Source organism: Mesorhizobium sp. (assembly GCF_005063415.1).
Classification (GTDB): domain Bacteria; phylum Pseudomonadota; class Alphaproteobacteria; order Rhizobiales; family Rhizobiaceae; genus Mesorhizobium.
Window position 1 is genome coordinate 39,678 of record NZ_SUEG01000022.1, and the last position, 14,904, is coordinate 54,581.

The following is a 14,904-nucleotide window of genomic DNA, read 5'->3' on the forward strand; positions in this document are numbered from 1 at the left end:
GCGCGGCGTGTCGCAGAATTGCGACAGTCATGTGAGGTTTCGAATGGTTAGTGGGACCTGTGGACGTCCAGACGGTTGAGCTTGCGGTGAAGCGTCGCGCGGCTGATGCCAAGCGCCTGCGCAGCAGCCGACACATTTCCGTCTGCTCGCGCCAGCGCCCGCTGCAGAACACCGCGCTCCGCCTCGGCGAGAACGGCGGGGCCGCTCTCCGTCCAACCGAGCAGATCGGCCGCGGGCATCGGCTTGTCGAGACACAGCTGGGTTATTCCAAGCGCCAGGCGAGCCGATCGCGTCGCGCCGACCACAAGGTCGTCCGCATCAACGGCAATCAGCGCGCCGGAGCCCTTGTCGGCCACTGGCGCCAGAAGGATCCGCGCCTTCGGGAAGGCCATTCTGAAGTTCTCCGCCTCGATCCGACGCACTGCGTCGACGACGGCCACCGAAATAAGATTGGCGAAGGCTTCGGTCAGATCGGCCCGGCACGAAGACACGTCAAGCGCAGCCACAAGCTCTCCCCGGTGATCGTAGATCGGGGCCGTGGTGCAACTCAGCCCCGTGTTGCGCGTGTGAAAGTGTTGGTCGCGATGGATTGTCAGCGCTCGCTGTTCCACCAGGCAGGTGCCGATCCCGTTGGTGCCCTGGCTTTCTTCGTTCCAGATAGAGCCGGTCCACAAGCCCCAGGAATGAAAAGTCTCGTCGTCGACGGGCGCGCCGCGCCGCTCGACCGGCACGCCGTCACGATCGGCAAGAAGCACGCAGCAGCCAACGCCGCCCACCGCGAGATAGAGACGGTCCAGGCTGGATTGGGCCGCCCGGACGAGCGGTTCAATGCGTTGCCGGGCCGCGATCAACTCCATTTCCGTCAGGTAGCGTGGCGGCCTGCAATCGGCGGGATCGAGCCGGTGCAAACTGGAAGAGCGTCGCCAGGAGGCGACCAGCGCGGACTTCGCGGCGGCGTCCGAAGCGATCGCGGCCTGAATGCGGTCGGCATGACGACCGGACAGATCCTCGCTCATGTTCATCCTCCCTTTCAGCTTCTGGAACAGCCTGCCTCAGAAGAGGCAACGTTGGCATAGCACCAGGTTCCGCCTTCAATCACCACGCTGTCAATTCGACAGAAGCACCAGAAGGCACATCCTTAGTTTCGCGTCAGTTAGTGATGTTTGGCAGATCGATAGTCATTCCTCGCCAGTGCACCTTTCGGTGTTGATGCCCCAAAGCCTACAAGTACGAATTACGAATTCATTGATCGAGGGCAAAGACGAACCAAATGTTCAGCCGCCGTACCGTGCAGAACGATGCGGGGAGGGTTCTGATATTGGCTGGCCCATGAAGGCAAGGATCAGATACGGCGTCGGGTTCATTAAGATCAGTGCTATCAAACCATGCTCGCCCGGAACCAGTTCAAAAGGAGCCCTCACGGGTGCCGGCACGTGGCTACAAGAAGTGCAGCGACCGATATTTCTCGATCGTGAAGCTCGGCTGGGCCGCCATGAGCTTCCGAGCTGCCCAGCGGGCGGTCTCCAGATCTCCGTTCATCGCCGACCAGGGGGCGAGGTATTCGATAGAAATGATGATGCCGGCAGGGGCGGCGATGACCTTACGGACGGAAAGGCTGTGGCCGTAGGTGCCCGCTCGCATTTTCGCCGCGACACCCTTGCGTCAATTAACATTATACATTATATGCAACTGTATATTGACGTTAGGAGCAGACATGAGAATGATCCGTGTGAACGATAGGCTTTCCGTAGGTCCCCAGCCCGCACTATCTGAAATCCTGTTGCTTCCCGACCAGGAGTTCGCAGGAGTGATAAACGTTCGGCCTGATTTGGAAGAGCCCGCCCAGCCCGGAAACGAAGCTGAACGAGAGGCTGCCGATCGAGCGCGCATCTCCTACAAATTCATACCTGTCACGATGCCGACCATCACAGAAGGGGACGTGCGGTCCTTCCAGGCAGCTATGGCCGATGTTGGTGGCGCGGTCTTTGCCCATTGCAAGACCGGCACCCGCGCATTGAGCCTATATGCCCTGGGCGAGGCGCTCGATGGCCGAATGTCGCCTGTCGAGATTACTGCACTCGGCCAGAAGCTCGGGGTAGACTTGTCGGCAGCAAGCCGATGGTTGGAAGGGCACAGGCGGACCCGACCGGCAGTAAAAGGGTTTTTCGACCCCCGAACATGGAGCGTGCAATATGTAGTTTCAGATCCCAGTACCCGCAAATGCGCGATTATCGACCCGGTGCTCGATTTTGATGAGAAGTCCGGGGCGACCAGAACATGCAACGCCGATGCGATGCTTGATTACATCGCCGGGAAGCGGCTGTCCGTTGAATGGATTCTCGATAGCCATCCTCATGCCGACCACTTTTCTGCTGCGCAGTACCTGAAGGAGAAGACCGGCGCGCCGACTGCGATAGGAGCGAGGGTCGTCGACGTCCAACGTTTGTGGCAAGGCATCTACAACCGACCTGAACTTCACATAGACGGCTCGCAGTGGGACAGGCTGTTCTCGGATGGAGACACTTTCAAGGTAGGTTCAATCGAGGCGCGCGTAATGTTTTCGCCCGGTCACACCCTGGCCTCGATCACCTATGTGATCGGTGATGCGGCTTTTGTTCACGACACTATCTTCATGCCCGACAGCGGAACGGCTCGCGCTGATTTCCCTGGTGGAGACGCTCGCACGCTGTGGAGATCGATCCAGGCCATTCTGGCGCTTCCAGACGAAACGCGGTTGTTTACTGGGCACGACTACCAGCCAGGCGGACGCGAACCCAAGTGGGAAAGCACGGTAGGCACTCAGAAGCGTATCAATGCACATCTGGCCGACATGACCGAAGAAGGCTTCGCCGCAATGCGTCAAGCGCGAGACCGTATGCTGCCTATGCCGAAGCTGATCCTCCATGCCTTGCAGGTCAACATCCGGGCTGGGCGTTTGCCGGAGCCGGAAGCAAACGGTAAGCGCTATCTAAAATTTCCCCTCAACGCATTGGGAGAAGCAGTGTGGTGAGCGAAATCCTTATCGATGAAACCGAAATGGAGATGTCGCTTGCCGCAATGGAATCCCGCGCCGGCGAAGTTGCAGCTCTTCTAAAGACACTGGCGCATCCAATGCGACTGATGCTCGTCTGCACCCTTGTTGAAGGAGAGCATTCGGTTAGCCAATTGGAAGATGAGCTCAACATCCATCAGCCAAACCTATCCCAGCAGCTGACAGTGTTGCGGGACGCCAAAATTGTGGAAACCCGGCGCGACGGAAAACAGATCTTCTACCGGTTGACCGCCGAGAGGGCTGCTCAATTGGTTTCGGCGCTCTACACGATCTTCTGTTCGGACGGTCCGTCATGACCTCTTATCTTCCTTCGCTTTTGGGCGGGGCTCTGATCGGGCTTTCGTCTATGATGCTCTTGATCTTGAACGGTAGAATTGCCGGCATCAGCGGGATTGTTGGCGGGTTGCTCCAAGGCAACAATAGGTGGACAAACGCTGCCTTCGTCGTCGGGTTGCTGCTTGGCCCGGTCCGTTATTTCCTAACTTTTCATCATTGGCCGACCGCGACCATCACTGCGTCACTGCCGCTGGTTATGATAGCTGGTTTTCTGGTCGGTTTCGGATCCCGCATGGGTTCGGGTTGCACCAGTGGTCACGGAATAATGGGGCTGGCGCGGCTATCGCCGCGGTCAATCGTCGCCGTTGTGACGTTCCTTCTGAGCGGCGCTCTAGCCGTCGCGCTTCTCCACGGAGCAGTCTTGTGAGACACGCTAAATTACAGGTCATGGCGGCCCTGGCCGCGGGCACCATCTTTGGCTACGGTCTGGCGTTGTCGGGTATGCTTGATCCTGTCCGTGTACAGGGCTTTCTCGACGTCTCCGGCGCGTGGGATCCGACCCTCGCATTCGTGTTGGGCGGCGCCGTTGCAGTTGCAACGGGAGGCACAGCCTGGATGGGGCAGATGTCACGACCTTTCCTGGCAGAGACTTTCCATTTGCCCGTCAGTTCGCGGATTGACGCCCCCCTGGTTCTAGGTTCGGCGATTTTTGGCCTTGGATGGGGACTCGGCGGGTTCTGTCCTGGCCCTGCGGTAGCTTCGTTGTCTCTGGGGTTAGCGCCGGCACTTTTCGTAGCCTTAATGCTGGCGGGGATGGTTGCTCATGACCGCTGCTTTGTCCGAAGAGCATCATGACAGGTACTTTGTTTTCTGCTGTGGGCTCCGGGAGTCTGGTGGGCTTCACACTTGGTCTGGTCGGAGGCGGCGGATCGATCCTTGCCACGCCGCTCCTGCTCTATGTTGTCGGTGTCGCTCAGCCGCATATTGCCATCGGCACGGGCGCCCTGGCGGTGGCCGCCAACGCATTGGCGAACTTTGGAGGCCATGCCCTTAAGGGCCACGTCTGGTGGCGCTGTGCTATCGTATTTGCAGGACTGGGCTCGGTTGGGGCTCTCGCAGGTTCGACTCTGGGAAAGTCGATCGACGGGACGCATCTGCTTTTCTTCTTTGGGCTGCTTATGCTTGTGGTCGGCGCACTGATGGTTCGCCCGCGGCACCGTTCTTCGACAGCAGGCCGGCCTGTCGATGCCAAGATGTGTGCGACGACTGCTGCAGTCGCCGCCGTCGCCGGTGCGGCCTCCGGCTTCTTCGGGATTGGCGGCGGCTTCCTCATCGTTCCCGGATTGATCCTGGCGACCGGAATGCCAACGATCAATGCAATCGGCACGTCTTTGCTTGCCGTCGCAGCTTTCGGCCTCGCGACGGCCTTCAACTACGCCCTGTCGGGAATGGTCGACTGGCAACTGGCCGCAGAATTTATTGGAGGCGGCATTGGCGGCGGGTTGATCGGCATGTTTGTGGCGACACGCCTCGCTTCGTACAAGAACATGCTCAATCGGATCTTTGCCGGACTTGTAATTGTCGTCGCGGGCTATGTTCTCCACAGGAGTGTCGGCCAACTCGCAGGCGGATAGTCCAGCGTTGCAGCTTGATAGATTCGCCGATCGGAGGTGAGGGTTTTCGCCTCGTGCGTTCATCACCCGGTCTTTGCTAGTAATGTATGCCCTGCAGCACGAGCCCAGAGACCAAGTAGCCTTCGATCACGGCCGTCACTATCCGACGCGACCGCCGGTGCATGTGCACCACAATGAGGACGAGGTAATCCATGTGATCGAGGGCGGCTATGAATTTTGGCTCGATGGTGAGGTTGTTCCAGTGGCGGCGGGTGCCTCGATCTTCCTGCCGCGCGGCGTGCCGCATACGTTTCGCGTCATCAGCCCCGGGCCAGGGCGCAATCTTACGACTCCTGACCCCCGGAGGGCTGGAGGAATTCTTCGTTGAAGCGGCCGCACGCGAACTACGCCTTCCTGACCAGATGACCGAAGTGGCGGAACTCGCGGCCCGCTATGGGATCGAGTTCCGTGGGCCGGCCAAGTGGGCCGACTAAGTCGGAAGTCCCACGAGAAGCCGCAATGTCGAGGTAGCGCCGGATGTGCCGGCGCCAGATGATGCCTTGAAGAAGTCCGTTAAGAGTTAGGTCTTGCCGTAGAAGTTCTCGTCAGGTCAGGCGAGTATTCTTGCATCAGACTCGCCTGGAACCCCTCGATTAGCTAGTCTGATGGAAGGGTGGCACGCTCAGAATGAATAGGTTGTCCATGTGTAGATAGATTGCCGGCAACCGGACTTTCGGCCAGGGCTCACGCCGGCCGATAGATCTGCGCCATCGCGCCCCCGGAAATGCCTTCGAGCTTGTCAGCTTGAGAGACATCGGCGCGGCGAGTCCGGAGAACAGCGGCAGGCCTTTGCCCAGCGCCACGGGGGCTACCATCAGGGCGAGCTGGTCGAGCAGTCCCTGAGCGACGAGACTGCGGGCGAAGCTCACTCCGTCGTGCGCGATGATCGGCTTGCGCTTTTGGGCTTTCAACTTTGCGATTTCCTCCGCCAAGTCACCGCTCGCAACATAGGCCTCCGCCGGGCCTCATCCAGCGCTGCCGTCGTGTTCCTGTTCTTCAGGATCTCTGGCCCCTGTCGTGAGAAGACGGGTTTGGGGATCTGGTTCATCGGCACCGCGAACTCGTCGGTGGAGGTCGGCCACCAGGCGGCCATGTCACGAAAGCTGCGGCTGCCCATGATGTGCAGGCTCGAGTTCCATATGAACTCTACGCCCCAGGCCTTCGCCTCTTGATCGGCGCCGAACATCCATTTGTTTCGGCCATCCAGGTCACTCACGAAGCCGTCGATCGATATGGACATCTTTCAAGATCAGGTCTCTCACGAATTCCTCCTCGTGGCGGTTCTAACCCAAGGACGGACCAGATCGACAAGCTCCGACAGCTGTTGATCATCTTTTTGTCGCGCGCGAAACGCCGTTGACTTTACAACGACGCTACATTGTCGGGTCTTGATACCTGCGTGAGGGGAGCTGTGCAAAAACCGGTTCTCGGGGCGCCATGCGCTTGGGGCTTGAAACCACTCGACACGCGCCATATGTTTTGCACAGTAAATGCGGCCGCTAATATGACAAAGAACTCCATGGGGCAGGCCCTCAAGAAATTCGTGCAGAATGAACCCCTGGTTTTGTCCTATATGGACCGGGCCGGGAAAATCGCCGTTGACCAGGTGGCCGACAGCTTTGGAATGTCCAAGGGTCAGTTGGCTCAGACGGCCGGCCTTGCACGCGAAACCCTCTATCGGCTGGAGCGCAGCCGCACGGCCAAGACGCAGGGCCGTCTGCGCGAGATGCTCGAGATCATCAGCCGCGTGACGGATTGGGCGGGAGGCAAGGAACAGGCCATGGCCTGGTACCGAGCCCAGCCGCTGCCGGCATTCGGTGGACGCACCGCCGAAGCCCTCGTGAAGGACGGCAAGGCCGCTGCTATTCGCGACTACCTCGATCACATGGCCCTGGGTGGCTTTGCTTGAGGTTTGTCGGAACCTGCTACCGGGCGCATGATACACGTTGGGCATTCAAGCCGAGTTCCGGTGATGGAGCGGCGATCAGGGGCGCTCGATTCAATCCCAAAGGTGTGCCCGCGCTTTATCTGGCGCTGACCGTCATGACGGCTGTCAAGGAAGCCAACCAGGGCTTCGCGCATCGCACCGACCCCTGCGTGCTGTGCTCTTATGAGGTGGACTGCGAGGACATCACTGATCTGGCAACCGAGCAGGGGAGGGGAGAATTTTCTGTCACGCTTGCGGACATGGGCAGCGCCTGGGCCACGGCTCTCAGCAACGGAGAGCGACCTGCATCCTGGTCCATCTATGACCGGCTGCGGCCTGAAGGCATCGCTGGGATTCTGGTGCCGAGTTTTGCTCCGGGCGCGGAGACGGAAGACCGCAATCTGGTGCTATGGGACTGGGGCCCTAATCTTCCGCACAAAGTGAACGTGTTCGATCCGAGCGGTCGGCTGCCGAAAGACCAACTGTCCTGGCAATGAAACAGGCCGGAGGTTCCGGGTTGCCCGAATGGCGGAAAACCAGTCTTTTGGCGCTCAGGGTGAGGCCGTTCGTGTGAACCTGAGCGGCGGAACAACGGCAGAGCAGGGGGGTTCGTTAGAGGCCGGAAGCCCTGGTCAGGCTGATGCGGAAGCGATCTCTGCGGCGCTGATAGCGGCGGGTCATCTCCGCGGAGGCATGGCCGAGCTGTTTTTGGACATAGCGTTCATCGACCTGGGCCGGCGAGGCGAGGCCAGCGCGCAATAGGAGCCGCGTCTACAACTGCTCGCGGCGCCCAATGGCGCCCAAGAGGCATTCGTCGACGAAGCTGGTGCACGACGAGGCATGAGCATCCACAGCCTGCGGCGCCTCTACGCGTTGATGACCCGAAGCCGTCTTACGCATTGCCTGTTGACCCAGGCATATCTTCTCTGTCCGCACAAAAGGCATACAGTGGTATAAAGAAGAGATATCGTCGGTTTCCAATCTGATAACCGGATGAAGGGAGTTGAGTGATGTTCACGAACAGCAAACGTTTTTCGCGCCGTCGGTTCCTCGGCGTCAGCGCCGGCGCCTTCGCAGCCGGCCCGTTGGGCCCGTTTGTGCGAGCGGCACGCGCGCAGGTGACGACATTCAAGGCCGGCGTCATCACTTCGCTGTCGGGCGAGAACATCCTCGGCGGCAACCTGACCAAACGCGGTTACGACCTATGGGCGGAGGCCATCAACGCCAAGGGCGGGGTTGAAGTCGCCGGCGAGCGCTTCAAGGTCGACATGTTCTACGGTGACGACCAAAGCAACCCCGCGACCGGCGCCGATGCCGCCGAGCGCCTGATCGTCCAGAACGAGGTCGACGTGCTATTCGGCCCCTACACCAGCGGCTCGACTATCGCCGTGCAGCCGATCTGCCAGAAGTACCAGGTCCCGATGATTTCCGGCTCTGCGGAATCCCCAAACGTCTGGAAGGCCAAGCCGGAATTCAACTTCGGCATCATCCCGGCCGTGGACACCACTGCGGGTAAATCGCTGGCCGTGCTGGCGAAACTGTCTAACCCCATGGCCAAGACGATTGCTGTGATCGGCGTCAACGAACCCTTCTCGAAGGAAACCGGCGAAGGTTTTCGCGACGGTGCCAAGGAGGCCGGATTGGAAGTCGTCGCTTACGAATTGGTGCCGGCCTCGGGCGACCTTACCCCCGTCATCTCTAAGATCGCAGCGCTCAATCCCGATATCGTCGCCGTCGGCGGCCATGAGGAGCCGCTGATCAATGTCGTCAAGACCTCCAAGTCGCTGAACTTCCGGCCCAAGGCGCTGATAATGCACTATGGCGTCACCGACCCGGCCTTCGCCCAGGCGCTCACCGCGGACGCCGACGGCACTTGCGGCGTCTCCGTGTGGCTGCCGTCAGTTCCATATAAGGACGACCTCTTCGGCACCGCAAAGGAGTTTGCCGAGATGGCGCAAAAGAAGTCCGGGCACGAGCCCGACTATACCGAAGCGGCCTGCGCGGCCAGCGGTCTCGTTTTCGGCGATGCCGTCAAGCGGCTTGGCAAGAAGCCGGCGCTCACGCCCGAAGACAGGGTGGCTCTTAAGGACGCGATAGCCGCGACCGACATCCAGACCTTCTACGGACCGATCAAGTTCGAGAAGGAAGGCATCCACTACCACGACAACGTCCAGCCGGTGCCGGTGCTGATCCAGATTCAGGGTGGCAAGACCGTAGCGGTGGGACCGAAAGAGGCCGCGGCAGCGGACCTCACCTACCCGCTGCCAGCTTGGAAATAGCCGGTTCTGGACAGGGTGCGGGCGGGCCTCGTCGCCATCACCCTTGCCCGGCGCAATGACGGTGGTTGCGCGTGCTCGGAAAATGACGGACCATGCTATCGTGTGTACGGCCGCTTTGCCGCGGCACTCCGCTCTTTCGTTGGCTGACGGACGGTTCCCGCGTTGGATCTATTCCTACAGACCTTGCTGAACGGCCTTCTGATCGGCGGCGTCATCGCCACTTTTACGATCGGTTTCCAGCTCGCTTTCGGCGTGCTGCATGTCATCGATTTCGCGGTGGGCGGCTGGGTCGTGCTGGGCGGCTATCTCGGCTACTACATGGGTGTCGGACTGGGTGTCGACGGATTCCTGGCGATCCCGGTGGCCTTCGTGCTGTTCGGCGCCATCGGCTATCTGATCGGGCCGATCCTCTACAATGTCCGCAACAGCCGCACGGCGCGGCCGGAATTGATGGCGCTGGCGTTGACCTTCGGCCTCTTCACGCTGCTGCGCGGCGGCATGCTGACGGCGTGGGGCTTCAATACCCACAGCGTGCCGACCGTGTTGAGCGGCGAGAGCCTCGCCGTCGGGCCCGTGACGGTGCCACTGATCCGCGTGGCCGCGGCGGTCTTCGCGATCGCCATCGCCGGCGGACTGTTCCTGTTCCTCTACCGCACCCGCTATGGGTTGGCGATCAGAGCGACGGCTGAAAACCGGCAGAATGCCGCACTGATGGGCGTCAACATCCGCCGCCTCAGCGCGACTGTTTACGGGCTCTACGCAGGCATCACTGCCATGGCCGGCGTACTAATGGGTGCAATCTTTTCAGTGAACCCGGAAGTCGGCCTGCGCTATACTCTGTTCGCATTTTTCGTGGCTGTGCTTGCCGGCTTGGGCTCCGTCGGCGGTGCCCTCGTCGCCGCGCTGCTGCTCGGCGTCATCGAAGCCTTCGTCGCGACCTATATCGGGTCGAGCTATTCGCTGCTGGCGATCTTCGGCACCCTATTCCTCGTCCTTCTCGTGTCTCCGCACGGGATCCTGCGGCACGGCTTGTGAGGCGGGACATGAAGCCAAGCTGGGCCGGCCTCCTCCTGCTGATCGCCGTGATCGTTGTGCTGGCGCTGCTGCCGATGCTGGTCAACAACTACTGGCTGCGCATTGCCACTGGCGCGCTGATGTGGGCGGGGCTGGCCTGCTCTTGGAACATGCTCGGCGGCTATGCCGGCTACATCAATTTCGGCCATTCGGCCTTCTTCGGGCTCGGCGCCTATGTTACGGCGCTGCTGATGGGCGACAGGCTCGCCTGGCCCTTCTTCGCCACCCTCCCGGCCGGTATCGTGGTGACGGCGCTGTTTGCCATCATCATCGGCGCGCCGACGCTGCGCCTGCGCGGCGCCTATTTCGCCATAGCCACCTGGGCCTTCGCCGAGGTGCTCATACAGTTCGCCTCGGTGATGGACTTCACCGGCGGCATTGGCGGCATTGGGCTGCCGCCCTTTCTTGACGAGCGCTTCTTCTACTTCGCCATGTTCGGCGCGGCTGCGCTCACCTATCTCATTACGTGGGCGCTGTTCGAGCGCTCGCGTTTCGGGCTGAAGGTCAAGGCGCTGCGCGATCATGAGCCGGCGGCCGAGGCTATCGGTATCAACACTTCGCTGGTCAAGCTGCAGACCTTCGTGCTCAGTGCCGTCACCGCCTCGGTATTCGGCGCGATCTTCGCCTACTGGGTCACGTTCATCAATCCGAAAAGCGTCTTCGGCGGCGACATCACCGATCAGATGGTGGTGATGGTGCTGCTGGGCGGGCTGGGCAGCCTGTGGGGGCCGGCATTGGGCGGTGTGGCGCTCTTTGTCGTAAACCGCATCATCTGGATGTACTGGGGTGACACCGCCTTCTATATCGCCATATTGGGCGCGGCCATCGTGCTGGTGGTGCTGTTCCTGCCAAACGGCATCGCCGGCCTGTTTTCGAGGCGCGTAGCCGTGTCTGGCGCCGTGCTGGACAAGGCGGTCGGCAATCTTGTCGGCGGCGGCCCGGGACGGCCCAGTTGAGCGCCGCCGAGGGCAAAACGGCTGGCACCGGCGAGCCTATTCTCGTCGTGCGCGAACTCCACTGCCATTTCGGCGGCATCAAGGCCGTCAACGGTGTCTCCCTTGACGTCGGTCGGCGCGAGATCGCCGGCCTGATCGGACCTAACGGGTCTGGCAAGTCGACTCTGTTCAACCTAATATCGGGCACGGTGACGCCGGATCGTGGCCAGATCCGCTTCGACGGTCACGAAATCGGCGGCCGAAAGGCTCACGCGATCGCGCGGCTGGGGCTTGCTCGCACCTTCCAGATTCCGGCCATGTTCGACAATATGAGCGTCACCGAAAACCTGCTGGCGGCTGCGGCCGAGGGCCACTGGCAGGGCGCGCGCGAACGGGCGGCCGATACGCTGGCGCTGCTCAAGCTGGAGCATGTCGCAGACAACCGCGCATCCGATCTTTCGGGCGGCCAGCAGAAACTGCTGGAGTTCGGGCGCGTTGTGATGCGCCAAGCCTCGCTCATTCTGCTCGACGAGGTGACGGCGGGCGTGCATCCCAGCATCCGCAGGATCATCGTGGATGCCATCGCGCGGCTGCGCGAGCGCGGCACCACCGTCCTGGTCATCGAGCACGACATGGAAATGGTGCGGAACGTGTGCGACCGCATAATCGTCATGGATGCGGGCCGTGTCGTGGCCACAGGGCCTTTCAACGACATCGTTCGCAATTCGGAGGTTATGCAGACCTATCTGGGGCGGCCGCAATGAGCACCACGCTCACCGCCGACAACATCGTTACCGGCTACGGCAAGCAGGAGATCGTCCATGGCGTCTCGCTGAGCGCGGAAGCTGGCAAGATTACCTGCATCTTCGGGCCGAACGGCAGTGGCAAGTCGACCCTACTCAAGGCCATTGTCGGCGCGCTGCCGGTGTGGAGCGGCACGGCGAGCCTGGGCGAATCAACACTTTCCAACCTTGCCGTCCATGAAGTGGTGCGCCAGGGGCTGGTGTTGATGCCGCAGGGCGGCGGTGTGTTTCCGCGCCTGACAGTGATGGAGAATTTGCGCATGGGTGGCTACGCCATCGCGGACCGACGGATAGTCGAGCAGCGCATCGAGGCGCTGATCGAGCAATATCCCTCTTTGGCACGGCGGCGCCAAACCGCGGCCGGTTCGCTTTCGGGCGGCGAGCAGGCAATGCTTGCGCTGGCGCGGGCGCTGGTTTCGGAACCGCGCTTCATTCTGCTGGACGAGCCTTCCGCCGGATTGTCGCCGGCCATGGTCATCGAGACGCTCGAACGCATTACCACCCTCACCGCGCACGGCATCGGCATTGTGATGGTGGAGCAGAACATCCGCGAGGCGATGCCGATTGCGGACAAGCTTTACATCCTGGCGGCCGGCGAAAAGCGCTTCGAGGGGACGCGTCGGGACGTGCGCGACGACCGGCAGATCATGGAAATCTATATGGGGGGAGCGTGAGAGAAGCGGTCGACACCCCAGCGCGAGTTTGCAAGTGCCAAATGTGGCTTGGCGGCTAGTTGTAAGAAGGCGGTCATTTTCGGCAGTCAATTGGGAGAATGATCAGGCTGAGATCGGTTGTCGTACAGAGTTCAAGCCTGCTGCTCAGAACCTGAACACTCGCCTATGGCCGAGCCCCACCCTGTGCAGCGCCTCGCTGCCGAGCCACTTCTGCGTCTCGGTATTGGTTCGGTCATAGCCCGGCGCGATCCGATCCAGGCTTGCCGTGGTTCAATCGGTACGCCTCGTCTTCCGACTTCGCTTCGACAGCAGTGTGTTTCCGCTCCGCAGCTTCTTGCAGTTCCGTCGTGCCTAAATCGTTCGTGGACATGGTTTTCTCCGGTTTCTGCTTATTGAGGGCGCGGCAAACCGTACCGCCACAAGCCAGGGGCCGTATCGGGCAAACTCCCCAAATCTCACGTCGGAACTATGGGGAATTTCACCCACGGCCGCGTTGGGAAAGACTCTAGAGAAAAGGTCGAAGGCTCAAGAACGCAAGCTAAGTCATTGCATCGCAGTGGCTTTTCGCATTTTACTTGCAAATGGCGGATATGAACTTAGACGAAATTGGCGGGCTCTCAGTCGGCTTCCGCCCCCCCTTCGGCGTCTTCATCCGGTACGGTTTCATCAAAGATGACCGACAAGACAACATCCATCAGCCTGCGGCGCCTCGACGCCATGATCGTCGCTTGGGGGGAAGGCCGGACTGGCGCCCTGAGCATTTGTGGCGCAACTGCGACCCATGGCATGTGCATGGAATGGCGGGAAGACACCGTCCTCGGGCAAGGTGCGGCAACGCTATCATATCACGATGATAGTCATCAATTCGCCCTTCTGCCGTGCAGACTTTGGTCTTCCGCTTGATTGGCGCGAACGCGACTTCCTATTCCAAGCGCGCTCGAATGCTTAGGCTCAGGTTTAAGGTGGCGCCGCATTGCGGTCTGGGCAATCAAGGGTTGAGCCTTCCCCACATGGAGAAGGCTGATCGCCAACGCCGCCATAACGTTCAACGAGTTTTGCGAATCCGTAGGCGAAGGCGGAAAGAAGCGCCAGGATAACCACTATTCGGATGGCCATAGGGGATCGTAACAGGATCCCACATTGGATGTCGCAATTCCTCCGCTGCCGGTAGTGCGTCAGTTTGAAATTTGAGCTTTGCCGTGTCGCATCCGGTTCCCGGCTCCTATATGCTTAGCGAAGGTACGCAGGAGACGTGGGTCATGAGCGTGACGTCTGGTAAGCCCGAGCATGTCGCTACCGCTTTTGCGAACGCTTGGAACCGGCATGACATGGATGAGTTTGCGTCTCTGTTCGCTTCCGATGCTAATTTCGTTAACGTCGTAGGTGTTTGGTGGAAGAACCGATCGAGATCGAAGCGGCGCACCGAGCCACCCATGATACCACGTTTCGGGATAGCCGATTAGAAGGCGATATCTCGTCGGTTGTGGAATTGGCTCCGGGGCTTGCTGCTGTTCATTACACTTGGACCCTAACGGGAGCATGTGCTCCTGACGGCTCCCCGGCCGGGGTTAGGAAAGGCATATTGCTTCTGATTGCCCAAGAAGGGCAGTCGGGATGGCGAATCAAGGTGGCTCAGAACACGGATATTGTTCCAGGCGCAATCGCCCCAGCCGGCTCAAAAGGCTAGCTCGCGCCAACCGGAGGCGGAACAGGGCGTCCACCAGCGAGTCTGACCACCAATACGTATGCGTGTCGGAATGCCGAATTCGACTGCTTTGATCCTCATCACCGAGGCCGTCAGCGCCACGCGTGCCGAATTCCTGGTCTTCGCCAAGGCCCATGGCGCCATGGACCTGAGGGTACCGGCCGAGGTGCGCGTCGTTGCGAAAGTGCCTGTCCTCAGCTCAGGCAAGCTCGATTACTCCGCCGTGACCAAAATGGTGAGCGGCGAAGACATGAAAACCCGAGCGGCTTGACATAGCCGACTGAGGAAGTCGGCCTGTTTGCCCCAATCACATGCAACTAAGGTCGTCTTGGCTCAAAGGTAGCCTTTGGCCGAGGTCGGTTCTGAATTGAAGCCGGCCTACATCTATCATGAAGTGAACGGCAGTTTTGCGCTTCAATATCGGCCGCAGAGGCGGATTTTGCTTTCGCCCAAAGCAGATGAGGTGGATGGCTCCCGCTCCCGGCATCTGAGTGCCACAGTGGGTT

18 protein-coding genes and 2 pseudogenes are annotated in these 14,904 nt (G+C 60.5%); 14 read left to right on the forward strand and 6 right to left on the reverse strand.

What is annotated here, in order from left to right; genetic code table 11:
• Positions 1-47: 47 nt before the first annotated feature.
• Both E5W70_RS08885 and E5W70_RS08890 read right to left on the reverse strand, forming a co-directional pair.
• The gene (locus tag E5W70_RS08885) at positions 48-1,016 is read right to left on the reverse strand and encodes a helix-turn-helix domain-containing protein (protein WP_292656620.1); all 969 of its coding nucleotides are present in this window, start codon (positions 1,014-1,016) and stop codon (positions 48-50) included.
• 421 nt (positions 1,017-1,437) lie between these two features.
• Positions 1,438-1,641 (reverse strand): hypothetical protein, encoded by a 204-nt coding sequence (locus E5W70_RS08890; RefSeq protein WP_292656622.1) that lies wholly within the window; start codon positions 1,639-1,641, stop codon positions 1,438-1,440.
• A gap of 73 nt (positions 1,642-1,714) precedes the next feature.
• Between E5W70_RS08890 and blh the strand changes: the two genes are divergently transcribed.
• The 6 genes from blh to E5W70_RS08920 all read left to right on the forward strand — a co-directional run bounded on the left by blh (position 1,715) and on the right by E5W70_RS08920 (position 5,329).
• Complete coding sequence (gene blh / locus E5W70_RS08895; RefSeq protein WP_292656625.1) at positions 1,715-3,010, forward strand: bifunctional sulfur transferase/dioxygenase Blh; 1,296 nt, start codon at positions 1,715-1,717, stop codon at positions 3,008-3,010.
• A gap of 26 nt (positions 3,011-3,036) precedes the next feature.
• The gene (gene bigR, locus E5W70_RS08900; RefSeq protein WP_292656673.1) at positions 3,037-3,348 is read left to right on the forward strand and encodes a sulfite-sensing transcriptional repressor BigR; all 312 of its coding nucleotides are present in this window, start codon (positions 3,037-3,039) and stop codon (positions 3,346-3,348) included.
• Positions 3,345-3,755, forward strand: coding sequence for a YeeE/YedE family protein (locus tag E5W70_RS08905; protein WP_292656628.1), 411 nt, complete (start codon positions 3,345-3,347; stop codon positions 3,753-3,755). Before bigR ends, E5W70_RS08905 begins: the two co-directional genes overlap by 4 nt.
• Before the next feature lie 20 nt (positions 3,756-3,775).
• The gene (locus tag E5W70_RS08910; protein WP_292656675.1) at positions 3,776-4,183 is read left to right on the forward strand and encodes a DUF6691 family protein; all 408 of its coding nucleotides are present in this window, start codon (positions 3,776-3,778) and stop codon (positions 4,181-4,183) included.
• Positions 4,180-4,962 (forward strand): sulfite exporter TauE/SafE family protein, encoded by a 783-nt coding sequence (locus E5W70_RS08915; RefSeq protein ID WP_292656631.1) that lies wholly within the window; start codon positions 4,180-4,182, stop codon positions 4,960-4,962. The genes E5W70_RS08910 and E5W70_RS08915 overlap by 4 nt, the downstream gene beginning before the upstream one ends.
• An 82-nt stretch (positions 4,963-5,044) precedes the next feature.
• On the forward strand, positions 5,045-5,329 hold the full coding sequence (locus E5W70_RS08920) for a cupin domain-containing protein (RefSeq protein WP_292656634.1): 285 nt from the start codon (positions 5,045-5,047) through the stop codon (positions 5,327-5,329).
• Between the two features lie 265 nt (positions 5,330-5,594).
• On the opposite strand, the gene E5W70_RS08925 is transcribed toward E5W70_RS08920, so the two are convergent.
• Positions 5,595-5,933, reverse strand: coding sequence for a dihydrofolate reductase family protein (locus tag E5W70_RS08925; RefSeq protein WP_292656637.1), 339 nt, complete (start codon positions 5,931-5,933; stop codon positions 5,595-5,597).
• Positions 5,909-6,241 carry a hypothetical protein gene (locus E5W70_RS08930; RefSeq protein WP_292656640.1) on the reverse strand — a complete coding sequence of 111 codons (333 nt, stop codon included), beginning with the start codon at positions 6,239-6,241 and terminating at the stop codon, positions 5,909-5,911. Before E5W70_RS08930 ends, E5W70_RS08925 begins: the two co-directional genes overlap by 25 nt.
• 279 nt (positions 6,242-6,520) lie before the next feature.
• Between E5W70_RS08930 and E5W70_RS08935 the strand changes: the two genes are divergently transcribed.
• Together E5W70_RS08935 and E5W70_RS08940 are read left to right on the forward strand one after the other, a co-directional pair.
• Positions 6,521-6,910, forward strand: a complete 390-nt coding sequence (locus E5W70_RS08935) for an antitoxin Xre/MbcA/ParS toxin-binding domain-containing protein (RefSeq protein WP_292656678.1) — start codon at positions 6,521-6,523, stop codon at positions 6,908-6,910.
• Positions 6,907-7,425: an RES family NAD+ phosphorylase gene (locus tag E5W70_RS08940; RefSeq protein ID WP_292656642.1), complete on the forward strand. Its 519-nt coding sequence runs from the start codon at positions 6,907-6,909 to the stop codon at positions 7,423-7,425. Before E5W70_RS08935 ends, E5W70_RS08940 begins: the two co-directional genes overlap by 4 nt.
• A gap of 115 nt (positions 7,426-7,540) precedes the next feature.
• On the opposite strand, the pseudogene E5W70_RS08945 reads toward E5W70_RS08940, so the two are convergent.
• Positions 7,541-7,687: pseudogene (locus E5W70_RS08945) on the reverse strand (integrase); the annotation flags it as partial.
• A 251-nt stretch (positions 7,688-7,938) separates the two neighbouring features.
• On the opposite strand from E5W70_RS08945, the gene E5W70_RS08950 reads away from it, so the two are divergent.
• The 5 genes from E5W70_RS08950 (at position 7,939) to E5W70_RS08970 (ending at position 12,693) form a co-directional block, all read left to right on the forward strand.
• Entirely contained in the window at positions 7,939-9,207 is a 1,269-nt protein-coding gene (locus E5W70_RS08950) for an amino acid ABC transporter substrate-binding protein (RefSeq protein ID WP_292656644.1), read from the forward strand.
• Between the two features lie 162 nt (positions 9,208-9,369).
• Positions 9,370-10,242: a branched-chain amino acid ABC transporter permease gene (locus tag E5W70_RS08955; RefSeq protein ID WP_292656647.1), complete on the forward strand. Its 873-nt coding sequence runs from the start codon at positions 9,370-9,372 to the stop codon at positions 10,240-10,242.
• An 8-nt stretch (positions 10,243-10,250) separates the two neighbouring features.
• Positions 10,251-11,237, forward strand: a complete 987-nt coding sequence (locus E5W70_RS08960; RefSeq protein WP_292656649.1) for a branched-chain amino acid ABC transporter permease — start codon at positions 10,251-10,253, stop codon at positions 11,235-11,237.
• Entirely contained in the window at positions 11,234-11,980 is a 747-nt protein-coding gene (locus E5W70_RS08965) for an ABC transporter ATP-binding protein (protein ID WP_292656652.1), read from the forward strand. The genes E5W70_RS08960 and E5W70_RS08965 overlap by 4 nt, the downstream gene beginning before the upstream one ends.
• The gene (locus E5W70_RS08970; protein WP_292656655.1) at positions 11,977-12,693 is read left to right on the forward strand and encodes an ABC transporter ATP-binding protein; all 717 of its coding nucleotides are present in this window, start codon (positions 11,977-11,979) and stop codon (positions 12,691-12,693) included. The genes E5W70_RS08965 and E5W70_RS08970 overlap by 4 nt, the downstream gene beginning before the upstream one ends.
• Positions 12,694-12,925: 232 nt before the next feature.
• Here E5W70_RS08970 and E5W70_RS08975 read toward each other — a convergent pair whose 3' ends face one another.
• Positions 12,926-13,063 carry a hypothetical protein gene (locus E5W70_RS08975; protein ID WP_292656657.1) on the reverse strand — a complete coding sequence of 46 codons (138 nt, stop codon included), beginning with the start codon at positions 13,061-13,063 and terminating at the stop codon, positions 12,926-12,928.
• Between the two features lie 1,405 nt (positions 13,064-14,468).
• Here E5W70_RS08975 and E5W70_RS08980 point away from each other — a divergent pair.
• Positions 14,469-14,669: pseudogene (locus tag E5W70_RS08980) on the forward strand (hypothetical protein); the annotation flags it as partial.
• Positions 14,670-14,904 lie beyond the last annotated feature (235 nt).

Bases quoted from the DNA above. Each gene is read 5' to 3' on its own strand.
- E5W70_RS08885 (WP_292656620.1), bottom strand. From the start codon at position 1,016: ATGAGCGAGGATCTGTCCGGTCGTCATGCCGACCGCATTCAGGCCGCG.
- E5W70_RS08890 (WP_292656622.1), bottom strand. From the start codon at position 1,641: ATGCGAGCGGGCACCTACGGCCACAGCCTTTCCGTCCGTAAGGTCATC.
- blh (WP_292656625.1), top strand. From the start codon at position 1,715: ATGAGAATGATCCGTGTGAACGATAGGCTTTCCGTAGGTCCCCAGCCC.
- bigR (WP_292656673.1), top strand. From the start codon at position 3,037: ATGGAGATGTCGCTTGCCGCAATGGAATCCCGCGCCGGCGAAGTTGCA.
- E5W70_RS08905 (WP_292656628.1), top strand. From the start codon at position 3,345: ATGACCTCTTATCTTCCTTCGCTTTTGGGCGGGGCTCTGATCGGGCTT.
- E5W70_RS08910 (WP_292656675.1), top strand. From the start codon at position 3,776: ATGGCGGCCCTGGCCGCGGGCACCATCTTTGGCTACGGTCTGGCGTTG.
- E5W70_RS08915 (WP_292656631.1), top strand. From the start codon at position 4,180: ATGACAGGTACTTTGTTTTCTGCTGTGGGCTCCGGGAGTCTGGTGGGC.
- E5W70_RS08920 (WP_292656634.1), top strand. From the start codon at position 5,045: ATGTATGCCCTGCAGCACGAGCCCAGAGACCAAGTAGCCTTCGATCAC.
- E5W70_RS08930 (WP_292656640.1), bottom strand. From the start codon at position 6,241: ATGTCCATATCGATCGACGGCTTCGTGAGTGACCTGGATGGCCGAAAC.
- E5W70_RS08935 (WP_292656678.1), top strand. From the start codon at position 6,521: ATGGGGCAGGCCCTCAAGAAATTCGTGCAGAATGAACCCCTGGTTTTG.
- E5W70_RS08950 (WP_292656644.1), top strand. From the start codon at position 7,939: ATGTTCACGAACAGCAAACGTTTTTCGCGCCGTCGGTTCCTCGGCGTC.
- E5W70_RS08960 (WP_292656649.1), top strand. From the start codon at position 10,251: ATGAAGCCAAGCTGGGCCGGCCTCCTCCTGCTGATCGCCGTGATCGTT.
- E5W70_RS08970 (WP_292656655.1), top strand. From the start codon at position 11,977: ATGAGCACCACGCTCACCGCCGACAACATCGTTACCGGCTACGGCAAG.
- E5W70_RS08975 (WP_292656657.1), bottom strand. From the start codon at position 13,063: ATGTCCACGAACGATTTAGGCACGACGGAACTGCAAGAAGCTGCGGAG.